The organism is Rhodothermus marinus, from assembly GCF_009936275.1.
In the GTDB taxonomy this organism is placed as follows: Bacteria; Bacteroidota; Rhodothermia; order Rhodothermales; family Rhodothermaceae; genus Rhodothermus; species Rhodothermus marinus_A.
In genome coordinates, this window is the sequence record NZ_AP019797.1 from 805,796 (window position 1) to 818,253 (window position 12,458).

Annotated in this window: 7 protein-coding genes; 4 read left to right on the top strand and 3 right to left on the bottom strand. The window is 60.9% G+C overall.

The window, feature by feature from the left end; all coding sequences use genetic code 11:
* Positions 1–97: 97 nt before the first annotated feature.
* Both GYH26_RS03575 and GYH26_RS03580 read left to right on the top strand, forming a co-directional pair.
* Complete coding sequence (locus GYH26_RS03575; protein ID WP_161540520.1) at positions 98–1,225, top strand: tetratricopeptide repeat protein; 1,128 nt, start codon at positions 98–100, stop codon at positions 1,223–1,225.
* Between the two features lie 3 nt (positions 1,226–1,228).
* Positions 1,229–2,650 (top strand): glycoside hydrolase family 32 protein, encoded by a 1,422-nt coding sequence (locus tag GYH26_RS03580; RefSeq protein ID WP_014067695.1) that lies wholly within the window; start codon positions 1,229–1,231, stop codon positions 2,648–2,650.
* Here the strand turns inward: GYH26_RS03580 and GYH26_RS03585 are convergent.
* The 3 genes from GYH26_RS03585 to GYH26_RS03595 all read right to left on the bottom strand — a co-directional run bounded on the left by GYH26_RS03585 (position 2,620) and on the right by GYH26_RS03595 (position 7,517).
* Positions 2,620–3,852 carry a PepSY-associated TM helix domain-containing protein gene (locus tag GYH26_RS03585; protein WP_161540521.1) on the bottom strand — a complete coding sequence of 411 codons (1,233 nt, stop codon included), beginning with the start codon at positions 3,850–3,852 and terminating at the stop codon, positions 2,620–2,622. The two genes, GYH26_RS03580 and GYH26_RS03585, sit on opposite strands and share 31 nt — an antisense overlap.
* A gap of 59 nt (positions 3,853–3,911) precedes the next feature.
* Positions 3,912–6,257, bottom strand: coding sequence for a TonB-dependent receptor (locus GYH26_RS03590; protein WP_161540522.1), 2,346 nt, complete (start codon positions 6,255–6,257; stop codon positions 3,912–3,914).
* A 306-nt stretch (positions 6,258–6,563) separates the two neighbouring features.
* Positions 6,564–7,517, bottom strand: a complete 954-nt coding sequence (locus GYH26_RS03595) for a sugar-binding transcriptional regulator (protein ID WP_161540523.1) — start codon at positions 7,515–7,517, stop codon at positions 6,564–6,566.
* A 191-nt stretch (positions 7,518–7,708) separates the two neighbouring features.
* On the opposite strand from GYH26_RS03595, the gene GYH26_RS03600 reads away from it, so the two are divergent.
* Positions 7,709–10,897 (top strand): SusC/RagA family TonB-linked outer membrane protein, encoded by a 3,189-nt coding sequence (locus GYH26_RS03600; RefSeq protein WP_161540524.1) that lies wholly within the window; start codon positions 7,709–7,711, stop codon positions 10,895–10,897.
* Positions 10,898–10,927: 30 nt separating this feature from the next.
* Positions 10,928–12,439: a RagB/SusD family nutrient uptake outer membrane protein gene (locus GYH26_RS03605; RefSeq protein WP_161540525.1), complete on the top strand. Its 1,512-nt coding sequence runs from the start codon at positions 10,928–10,930 to the stop codon at positions 12,437–12,439.
* Positions 12,440–12,458 lie beyond the last annotated feature (19 nt).

A 12,458-nucleotide genomic window follows, 5' to 3' on the forward strand; every position in this document is an offset into this window, starting at 1 on the left:
CATCGGGCGCAGTGGCATGCTTCGGCCATGCACATCCGCTTGAAACGCCGCCGGTGCTGGATCGTTTGTTCGCTCGGGTTTCAGCATCGGTGGACACATGAGCGAAACACCTGCACGACAGGAAGTCAAAAGCCAGACGCTGTTGCAGCGGGCGCGGGCGGCCCATGCAAGCAGTCGGTTTGCCGAGGCGGCACGCCTGTATCTGGCGGCGGCCCGTCTGCTGGGCGATCGTCCCGACCGGCGCGCCGAGGCCCTGCTGGAGGCCGCGCATGCGCTGCGCCTGGTGGGATACTTTCGGCGGGCCCTGCAGCTCTACGAGCGGGTGCAGGCCCTGGCGCAGCAGCTCGGCGACGAGGCGCTCTGGATGGACGCGCGCGTCGGCGAGGGGATGGCCCGCCGTGCCATGGGCGACCTTGAAACGGCCATCGCCTGCTTCCGAGAAGCGCTGGACTACTACCAGGAACAGGACGATCCGGAAGGCATCGGCTACACGCTCTGGTGTCTGGGTGGTGCGCTGCGCCTGACCGGCGACTTTGACGAAGCGCTCGACTGTCTGCTGGAAGCGCTGGACATCTTCGAAGACGAGGAGCCTTCGACGGCCGAGGGATACGTCCGCTGCGCGCTGGGCGGCCTGAGCCGGATGCGGGGCGAATACGACGCTTCACTGGCCTACTACCAGGCGGCCGAGCGTATCCTGACGGCCTGCGACGACCTCTTCGGCCGCGCCTATGCCGCCTGCGGCATCGCCAACGCCCACCGCATGCTGGGCAACGTCGAGGCCGCCCATCATTATTTTACCCAGGCCCAGCAGCGCTACCACCAGATCGGCGATCGGGTCAGCTACGCCTACACGCTCTGGGGCGAGGGGACGCTTTTCAAGGTGACGCACCGGCTCGAACAGGCCCGCGAGCGATTCCGACAGGCGCTTACGCTCTTTCGCGCAACGGGCGACGACCGGGGCATCGCCTACGCCTACACGGGCCTGGCCGAGCTGCTGCTGCTCGAAGAACGGGCCCCCAAGCAGGCCCGGAGCTACCTGGAAGCGGCTCGTGAACGGGCCGGTCGGCACGGCTACACCTTCGAACGACTGCACGCCGAGCTGCTGTTGCATCTGTCCGGAATGCAACCGGCCGAAGGGGGACTGGAGGCGTTGCGCGAAGCCTATCGGCGTTGCGGTTCGCAATGGCTCGAAGGTGAAGTCTCCCTTCCACTCAACATTCCGTAGCCGATGGCGCGCGACTACTGGCCCCGTCCGCTGTTGCACTTCGCCCCGCCGCAGGGCTTCATGAACGACCCGAACGGGTTGGTCTACCACCGCGGCCGCTATCACCTCTTTTACCAGCACAATCCCTACGCGCCGGTCTGGGGGCACATGAGCTGGGGACACGCCGTCGGGCCTTCGCTGCTGGACTGGGAGGATCGGCCTGTGGCGCTCCCGGAGCAGCCCGACCATATGATCTTCTCAGGCTCGGCCGTCGTTGATCAGACCAGCACGGCCGGTTTCGGCGCCGACGCGCTGATTGCCGTCTATACGGCCCACTACCGGGACGATCGGGAGGCGCAATGCCTGGCCTACAGCCCGGACGGTGGGGAGCGGTGGACGTTCTACGAGGGAAATCCGGTGCTGGTGGATCCCGAGCGGCCGCATGTGCGCGATCCGCAGGTCTTCCGGTACGAACCGGACGGCTACTGGGTGATGGCCGTGGCCCTGGCCGACGACCGGCAGGTGGCCTTCTACGCCTCGGACGATCTGAAACGCTGGGAGCTGCTGAGCACGTTTGGTCCGGCCGGCTGCTGGCAGGAGGCGCCCCACTGGGAATGTCCGGCCCTGCTGGAATTGCCCGTGGACGGTTCCGACCGCACGCACTGGCTGCTGGAGGTGGACGTGGACGGCGGGGCGCCGACGGGCGGCTCGGGCGCGCAGTATTTCACCGGGCATTTCGACGGCGTACGCTTCGTGCCGGACGATCCGCCCGAAACGGTCCGCTGGGTGGAGTCCGGACCCGACTTCTATGCGGCGCAGGCCTTCAATCACATGCCGGATGGGCGCCGGGTGTGGCTGGGCTGGATGAACAACTGGCGCTACGCGAACGCGTTGCCCACCCATCCGTGGCGGGGCATGCTGACGATCCCGCGCGAGCTGTCGATGGTGGAAGTCGATGGCCGCCACCATCTCGTGCAGCGTCCCTGTCGGGAGTGCTACGCACGCATGCGGCCGGTGGAGGCGCCGCCAATCGGGCGTTCGTTTCCGCTACCCGAAGCCGGGCTGCTACGGCTCCGGATGCGTACCGACAGCGCATGGCACGTTCGGTTTTTCACCGGCACCACGCCGGGCGTGATTGTGGGCTACGACGCCGAAACCCGCCGTCTTTTTCTGGATCGCCGCGCGGCCGGCCGGACCGACTTTTCGCCCGACTTTCCCGCTCGCTTTGCGGCGCTGCTACCGCCCGATGCGCCAGAGGAACTCGACCTGGAGATCCTTTTCGACCGCTACAGTCTGGAAGTTTTCGCCCCGCAGGCCCGGCTCGTCCTGAGCGCGCTGGTCTTTCCGGCGCCCGGGGATCGTGCGGCCGTAATTCAGGACGAAGGTGAATCGATCCGGGAGGTGCAGCTTAGCGACTATGCAGTCGCTTCAGCGTCGGCCGGCTGAGCGGACGGCGGTGCGGTCGGGCGAACCCGTGAAGCAGTTCCACGGGTCGTAGTCGGACTCCGTCTGGAACGGCGCTGTCGCCGCCAGCGCGGAAACCAGATCAGAAAGCCGGTAATCGGCAGGCTGGCCACGATCAGACAGGCGAAAAACGCCAGAAGTCGTCCGGGCCAGCCGAGAATCGCTCCGCTGTGGATGTCATAGTTCATGCGGAGCACTTTGTCGCCCAGATTGCCTTCCTCGAAGCGATCGGTGGCCAGCTTTTCACCGGTGTACGGGTCGAAGTACTGTTCAATCCGTCGGTAGAAGGTGCCCTCATCCGGATAGACGTCGATCTGCAGAGGCATTGCAGGCGTTGCGGGTGCGCGTACGATCACCATATGGGCATCGGGATAGGTCCGCAGCGTGTGCAGATAGAGGCTGTCCATGAGCGCTTCGGGCGAACGGGATGCGACAGCAGCGGAAGCGGCGAGTTCGAACCGGGGCGGCTCCGGTATCGACTGGCCGCCGGAGAACAGCCAGTACACGCCGCTTTTCATCCAGCCGAAGGCCATGACCAGCCCGGTGATCGCCAGGAAAACCACAATCCAGGAGGCGTAGAATCCGAGTACGTTGTGGAGATCGTAGGTCAGTCGCTTGGGGCCAAGTCCCCAGGTAATCCGGAAGCGGGAGCGGCGGCCCTGTGGCGTGGTCCAGACCCGGCGATTGCGTGGCCACCAGAGGATGAGTCCGGTGAGCAGCAGGATCACAAAAATAATCGTGGCGCTTCCAACGACGATCCGGCCGATCTCGTGCGGTAGCAATAGCGTGGTATGAAGGTGCTCGACCGTGGCCCAGAAGGTGTCGTGATAGTTGTAAACTTCCAGAAATTCTCCCGTGTAGGGATTCATGTAAGCTCCGATCCAGTCTTCCAGATCGTTGCGGTTCCAGGCCCAGACGTGATAGGTGCGGGGTTCATTGGGATAGCTGATCAGGAGCACGCCATATTCGGGCCCGACCCGGGCCTGCATGCGGGCAAGAGCCTCGCTGGGTGGAAGCATCGGAGAGGGCTGGGAGGCCACGAAGCGCACGTCCCGATCGAAAAGATCCTGCAGCTCTTCTTCGAAGACGTAGAGGGCGCCGGTTGTGGCAACTATGAAAACGACGAGGCCGGTTATCAGTCCAAGCCAGCGATGAAGCGTGACGGCAAACGTGCGAACGGTCATGGTGGTGCCGATCCGTTTATGGGGCCAGGGAGCCTGCTCCCTGGCCCCGTTTTCATTGTTTAGAGCGTGTAGCGCACCAGCAGACGGAAGTTGCGGGGTGGCTCTACCTGCCAGTAGTAGAAGCCGTAGTAGCGCGTGCCGGTGTAGAGTGTGGCATCGAGGATGTTGTTCACGTTCAGCGCAAGCTGCAGGCGATCGTAGCGCCAGCTCAGCCCGCCGTCTAGCCGGAAATAGTCGGGAAGCGATTCCTGAGCGCCGGGCGAAGCCCAGGCCGAAGTGCGATCCCACATCCAGCGGTAGCCCAGGCTCACGCTGAAACCAGCGGGCAGATGATAGGTGGCCCATCCGTTGGTAACGTGGCGCGCGCCGCCATAGCGATCCCCTTCGCGTTCCGGGTCCGTGTCTTTGGAAATGAACGCGTCGGTGAAAGCATAATTGAGCACCACGTCGAGTCGGGGAAACAGCTCGCCTCGCAGATCAACCTCGATCCCACGGGTGAGCGTCTCACCGAGCTGAACGGAAAAGTTCGGGTTTTCCGGGTCGGTGGTCAGCACGTTGGTTTTGACAATTCGGTAGGCGGCCAGCGTGAGGTTCCAGCGGCCTTCCCCGCCGTCGTGCTTCAAGCCGACTTCGAGGTTGTGACCGCGCACGGGTTTGAAAGCGCGGCCCTGTGCGTCGGAGCCAGCCTGTGGCAGGAAAGTTTGATCGTAGAGACCATATACATGCGTGTTTGGACGAAGCGTTACGCTGAGTCCGGCGCGCGGCGTGATGACGTGTTCCACCAGCTCTTCCCCGAACGGCGTATTGTAACGGGAATTGCTGCGTGCCTGTGTGAAACGTGCCCCCAGTGTTAGCCGCAGGCGCTCCTCGAAGAACCGCAGTTCATCCTGCACGTAGAGCGCTTCATGGCTGGCGAAGGTCACGTAATTGGCACGATTCCGAAGCGGCTGCGACCGATCGAAACGGGGCAGTTGCGCAGCAGAGAGGCCATAGGTGGGCCGGTAGATATTGAAGGGCTGCGCTTCGCTATCCAGTAGCTGATATTGCCCGAATTCGGCAAAATAGTCTTTGTCGGCCATATCCAGGCCGATCAGCAAATAATGGGTCACAGCGCCGGTTTGCTCAGTCCCCTGGAGAAATACCTGGGCTGCTTTTTGCTGCAGGTGGCTATCCCAGAGGCCGATCTGACGCAACATGTTTCCCGCCGAATCGATCGCGGCGGGCCAGATGGAGCTACCAGTGGGTCGATAGTCAAAAAAGGTTCCCTGCGCACGTAGTTGCCACCTGTCATTGAGTTGATGGGTAAAATATAAGAAAAAGCTGTTTTCTCTGATTTTAGATGGGTCCAGACTTGGATCGGCAATGGTAAACCCTTCGGGCAGGGCGTCCGGTTCAAAGCCGCGTGCGGAAAACTGATAGACACTCCCGGGATTTAGCAGGCTGGCATACTGATAAGTGTACTCCAACGTCACGGTAGTCCGAGAGGATAGACGGTAGGTGAGGACAGGAGCGATCGCCAGCCGGCTTTGAAAGTCGTGCTGCAGGAAAGATTCGGTGCGGTAGCCGAGTACGTTCAGCCGATAGAGCAGCCGAGGGCTTCCCAGCTGGCCATCCAGATCGATAGTGGCCCGGTACAGATTGAAGCTGCCCAGCGACAGGGAAACTTCCTGACGGGTGCGCCCGGTCGGTTTTTTGGTCACCACATTATAGAAGCCGACGGGCTCACCGTTGGCCAGCTTGAAGCCGGCCGGTCCTTTGATAAACTCGATGCGCTCCACGAGCGCCATATCTTCCGAAAGCGGCCCCCACGTCGACGAGACGTCCAGGCCGTTTCGAAAGGCGGCGACGCGGGCGCCGCGCATGTGCACGCGGGTGAACTGGGCCCAGTGTTCGGCTTCAATGGCCCCACTGACATTGCGCACGACGCCTTCTCGCATGTTCAGCAACTGCTGATTGCGTAGCAGGTCGGCCGTGACGACCTGAATGTTCTGGGGAATTTCGGCCAGTGGCGCCTGCAGCAGCAGCGTAGGGGAGGGATAAGCCGCGCGGTAGTTCGTGGCATATGCCGTGACGACAATTTCCTGAAGCTCGGCAATGCTTTCGCGCAGCACCACAGGAGGCAGGCTGGTGACCTCACCTGCGCGAATCGTCACACGGCGCGTCTGGGTCTCTAACCCGACCGCCGACACCACCAGCGTGTAGGTGCCCGGCGGAATCTGTGCAATGAGAAAGTGTCCGGTGGAATCGGTAACACTACCGAGCGAAGTTCCCTGAAGCCAGACGTTGATCAATTCGGCGGGTTGCCCATCGGAGGTAACGACACGCCCCTGCAGCGTGCCGAAGTTTTCCTGCGCCTGGGCTATCATCGGGGCCAAAAACAGCAGGCCAAGTAACAGCCGTCTCATAGGATACAAGAGATTTTGGGTTCGACATGAATTTAGACTCAGTATAGATAGTGAATGAGTAGCTTCAAAAGCAATCGATGGGCTTCAAGAATCCATAAAATCAGCGTATCAAGGCTCTGTGTAACGATCTGGTGACCTCTGCTCTATTTCGGTAGAGTACACCGGTTGGACGAGACCGGGCAGGTTGGGGCAGATCCGAGCGGCCTATTCGATGGTGGCTACATTGAAGCCCGCCCGGCGATTTCCCGGACATCCATGGCCCCGCTTCATTTTCCGGGCACGACAGGGCGGACACAAAGAGCCACGCTAATCGGCCAGCAGCTGCTCGGCGGTTTCGTGGTCGGTGATCAGCACCTTGATGTAGCCGCCGCGCAGGGCGCCACGGATGGCCTCCACTTTGGCCGGGCCGCCGGCAATGCCCACCACACGCGGAACGCGCCGGAGTTCTTCCAGCGTGATCCCGATCAGGTGCTGATCCAGCGACGTCCGCACGGAGCGGCCCCGGCTGTCGTAGAAGCGCATGGCGATGTCTCCGATGGCGCCGGCCGCTTGCAGTTCTTCGTAAAAACGCTGAAGCTGCTCGTCTTTCGTTTGAAAGACGGGATTGGTGTTCAGCGCGCCAATGCCGGTGTAGGCCACGGTTAGCCTGGGGAAGAGCGACAGGGCGGCCTGCACGTAACGGTCGCTCAGCAGCACCTCGCGGGCTTCCGGGCGGTGCACGATGCCCGGTGCGGGTAGCAGGGTTACCGGGGCCTGCAGGAGCTGGGCCAGCCGGCGGGAGAGATCGGCCGCATAGGCTTCGGCTTCCGGGGGACCGATGCCGCCGAGGGTCTGGACGACGTGCACCTTCGTGGTGGGCATGGCCTGCAGTTGCTGGATCATGGCCTGCAGCGTGGTGCCCCAGGTCATCCCGATGACGTCGCCGGCCTGGACGGTACGGCGCAGGTAATCGGCGGCGGCAGCACCCAGTTGCTTTTTCAGCAGGGCATCATCGCCCGGCGAGGGCGTCTCCACGATCACCGCTTCCAGCAGGCGGTAGCGCCGCTCCAGCTCCGATTCCAGTTCGACGAACTGACTGGCGCCCCGGATGGTGATCTGGACGATGCCCAGCCGTCGGGCCTGTTGCAGCAGGCGTGAGACTTTGGGCCGCGACAGCCGCAGCCGCCGGGCAATCTGCTGTTGCGTCAGGTTCTGAAGGTAATACAGCTCGCTGACCTTCGTCAGCAGCCGTAGATCAAACGGACTCCGCGGTCGAGGCATGGAGGATTTTCCAATCGTTCGGGTGCGACGCTGATGGGAGAATACAATATCTGAACATATTCTCACAAATGTCCATTTGATAATTTCATCTTATCTTCAAAAACAGATCTTGTAGAAGCTTTCAAGAAAAGATAAAATTCTATCGTATCAGATTGATCATAACTGATCAAATGATTAAAAATGGAGGCACTATGTTGAACGACCGGTACAACGTCTGGCGAAACGGCTGGAAGCGATTCGGCTTCTGGTTGGTGCATGTCTGGCTGCTCACAGCAAGCGCTTCGATAGCCCAAGCGCAGACGGGAGCGGTTACGGGACGCGTGACAGATGCCGACACGGGCGAGCCGCTTCCCGGTGTGAATGTGGTGGTGGAAGAACTGGCGACCGGAGCAGCCACCGATGTGGAAGGGCGGTATACGATCTCCGGGCTGCGGCCGGGTACCTACACGCTACGGGCCTCCTTTGTGGGCTATGAGGACCAGACGCAAGCGGTTGTGGTGCGTGCCGGAGAGACGGTGGAGGTGAATTTTGCCCTGCAGCCCACGACCCTGGGCTTGCAGGAGGTGGTCGTGGTGGGGTATGGCACGCAGCGGTGGGAGGATGTGACGGGTTCGGTGGCGGCGGTCCGTACGGAAAACCTGGCGTTGATGCCCGTGACGGGGCCCGATCAGGCGCTGGCCGGTCAGGTGGCCGGGGTACAGGTGCTGCAGGGGAGCGGCATTCCCGGTGGCGGCCCGCAGATTCAGGTGCGTGGCGTCGGTGCGATCGGCGCGGGAAATCAACCGCTTTTCGTGGTGGACGGCTTCCCGCTTCCCAGTTCGACCAATGAAATTCGCAATCCGCTCAACGACATTCCCCCCGAAGACATCGAATCGATTACAATCCTGAAGGACGCTTCGGCGGCGGCGATCTACGGCTCCCGGGCGGCCAACGGGGTGGTGATCATTACGACAAAGAGCGGGCGGGGACAGCGGCCTACCGTAACGATCACCTCTTCGATCGGCGTGCAGCAGATCCCGCCGGAGCGCAAGCCGGACATCATGAGTGCCCGGGAGTTTGCTCAGTGGATGAAGGAACGTTACGAGGATCACGTGCGGATCGACCTGGGCCGGGAGCCAACCCCGGATGATATTCCGGAGCCCTATCGCAATCCGGAAAGCGTGCAGGGCGTGGACTGGTTCGACGCCGTAACACGGACGGCCCTGATGTCGGACCTGAACGTAAGCGTCAGTGGAGGAAGCCAGCTCGTTACCGCCTACTTTTCGGCCGGTGTGTTGCGGCAGGAAGGCGTGCTCAGGAACACCGACTTTACGCGGTATTCCCTCCGGGCCAACCTGCGCTTCTATCCCAACGACTGGATCAACCTGGGATTGAACGTGTCGCCGGTATTTGCACAGCGCAATCTACCCGTCCAGGGTGGAGGTGGCATCTGGGATGAAACCTTCGCGCGCAATGCAGGGGCCATTTCGATGGGACAGATTCTGGTAACCTGCCCGATTGCCAGTCTCGACGATGTGCAGGTGGGATGCCCGGGCACTTTCTCCTGGCCCAATCCTGTTCAGGCGCTGGAAAGCCTGGCGCTTGGCACGGAGTCGGCCCGTTTTGTGGGCAGTTCCTTCGTGGAACTCGAACCTGTCTCGGGTTTGCGGCTGAAGTCGCAGCTGAATACGGAAGTGTTCGGGAGCGAGACCCAGTTCTATCGGCCTTCGACGATCGGAACAATTAACACGCCACCTCCTCTGGCGCCGCAGGGACGCTACCAGACCAGCAGCTATCTGAACTGGCTGAACGAAAATACGGCCACCTGGAATCTGGCGCTCGGGGATCATGCGGTCGAGGTGCTGCTGGGCACCAGCTTTCAGAAACACACGCAGCGGACCGGAAGCTTTACCGGCGAAGAATATCCAAGCGACGAGGTCAAGACGCTGAACGCGGCCGCGCGCATTACGGGCCAGACGCTGATCGAGGAATGGGGCATGATCTCCTATTTCGGACGGGTCAACTATGAGTATCGGAATAAATACTTCTTCACGGCGTCGCTGCGTCGCGACGGTTCGTCCCGGTTTGGCCCGAGGAATCGATGGGGGACTTTCCCGGCCATCGCGCTTGGCTGGCGCCTGTCTGAGGAAGGATTCCTGCGGGGGGTTAACTGGATTGACGATCTGAAGCTGCGGTTTTCCTGGGGCGAAACCGGTAACAACAACATCGGCAACTATGATTACATCAGCCGGGTGACCTCGCAGAATTACGTACTGGGCGGCGGCCTGGCTTCCGGCCGCGTGGTTTCCTCGCTGGGCAACGATCTGCTGGGATGGGAGACTACGCGGGAGACCAACCTGGGGCTCGATGTGACGCTGCTGAACAATCGCGTCAACCTGAGCGCCGAGGTTTACCAGAGCTATACGACGGATCTGCTTCTTGACGTAGAAATCCCGCTGTCTTCCGGTTTTACTACGATCAAGGAGAATCGCGGCAAGGTCAGAAACCGGGGGATCGAGGTGGCGCTGCAGACGACCCCGGTCAGAAGAAGCAATTTCGTCTGGATCTCGAGCTTCAACGTGTCGGCCAACCGAAATGTCGTCCTGGAGCTGGGCCCCACCGGCGCGCCCATCTACAGTGGTCGCAGCGGCGAGGCAAACCCTACGCATATCACGATGATCGGCAAGCCGGTGGGTATGTTTTTCGGGTATGTGTTTGAGGGGCTTTATCGCAACTGGGATGACGTCAACAACAGTCCGCATTTTCCGGGCGCGATCCCGGGGAACGTGAAGTACCGCGACGTAAACGGAGACGGTACGATCTCGCCGGTGAGCGACTTCGACATCATTGGAAATCCCTACCCGGATCTGGTATTCGGTATCACCAACAGTATCACCTATAAAAACCTGGATGTGCAGCTTGTGCTTACGGGGCAACTGGGCGGGGAGAAGCTGATGGCCTTCAAGGAGTCGCTGAACAACATCGACGGCGTGTTCAATGTGGAGCGCGAGATGCTGCAGCAATGGCGCTCGCCCGAAGACCCCGGAAACGGCCGGGTGCCCACGACGGCCGGGACCGCACTTGGCCGGGTCCTGTATCGCGATGTCAACTCGCTGTGGGTCAAAGACGCCTCGCACCTGGCCATCAAGAACATCACGGTCCGCTATAACCTGCCCAACCGCTGGTTCCAGTCCTGGATGTCGATCAACCGGGCGTCCGTCTATCTGAGCGCCCAGAACGTGTACTACTTCACGAGCTATCCGGGCAATCCGGAGCAGACCAACTACAACGATACAGGCAACCCCCTGCGCTATGGCAATCCCAACCTGACGCCCGGACTGGACTATGCGCCCTATCCGTTGCCCCGTACGGTGACGCTGGGCATCGAACTCTCGTTCTGAATGGCAGGATTTCAAACAGCGAGGCAAGCCATGAAACGATATACACTCATTCTGATTGCCGGCCTGCTGGGTGCTTCGTGCGACAGCCTGATCGACGTGCAGCCGCAATCGGACATTTCGACGGAGACCTTCTTCCGCACGCCTGCGCAGATTGATCAGGCGATCCTAGGCGCCTATGGCTATTTGCAGACGCTTTATGCAGCAAATGGCCCTGGTGCCTTTACTGGTGCCTATAGTCTGCTCGAAATGCGTTCCGATAACACAACGTATCAGTTTAATGTGGACAATCGGGGTGCGCTTCATGCCGAGCAGATTGACGAATTTAGAGAACAATCTGAAAATATAGAAATACAAGCTTTCTGGCAGACTTCATATCAGGGAATTTATCAGACCAATGTGATACTGGATCGAATTGAGTCGGTGGAATATGGCAATAATACTGCTTTGAAAGATCAGCATATTGGCGAAGCAAAATTTCTGCGTGCTTTTAACTATTTCAATCTGGTCCGGCTGTTCGGCGGCGTGCCGCTGAAACTGCACGAAATCAAAACGCCATCGGAAGCGTATGCCGAAGGGCGGGCTTCGGTGGACGAGGTCTATGCACAGATTCTGTCCGATGTGCAGGATGCGGTGCAGAAGTTGCCTTGGACCTATCCGGCGGAACAGGCCGGCCGGGCCACGAAAGGAGCGGCGCTGATGCTGCTGGCCGAAGTGCATATGACCCGCCAGAACTTCAGCGAGGCGCGTGCCGCTCTGGAGCAGATCGTAAGTGCGGGGATCTACGAACTGCTTCCGGATTACGCGGAGGTGTTCAACCCGGCCAACAAAAACCACCGGGAGTCCATCTTTGAGATCCAGTACAGCAACAACTACGAGGGGGAAGAGGCGGACTGGATCTTTCAGTTTGCGCCGTTCAACTCGGGCTGTGCGCTGATGCAGGGGCCGTGCCAGGGGGCGCGCGTCTTTGCCTGGAATATCCCGACGCGCGACATGCTCGACGCCTATGAGCCCGGTGATCTGCGCAAGGGTGTGTCCATCGGCTGGTACGAAGATCCCTCCAACGTGCAGTACGACGTCGCCATTGGCGATTCCATTCCCTACGTCAAGAAGTTTGCCTGGCCCTTCAACGCACTGAACCGGACGAACGAAAACTGGCCGGTTTACCGCTACGCGGAGACGCTGCTGCTTCTGGCCGAAGCGCTGAACGAAGAAGGACGTACGGCCGAGGCGGAGCCCTATCTGAACGCGGTGCGGGCACGGGCCGGGCTGCCGCCGCTCACGGGGCTGTCCCAGGAGGAATTTCGGCAGGCCGTCTGGCACGAGCAGCGGGTGGAACTGGCCTTCGAGAACAAGCGCTGGTTCCAGCTGCTCCGGACCGGCCAGGCGCTGGACGTGATGCGTGCCCACGGAGAGCGGATGCGTCAGATCTCGGAACGCCTGGCCCGCGAAAATGCCTACCAGATCGAGCCGTACCGACTGCTCTACCCCATTCCGCTGCGCGAAGTTATCTTGAATAACCTGGAACAGAACCCCGGCTATTGACAACCAACCCCGGATTTTA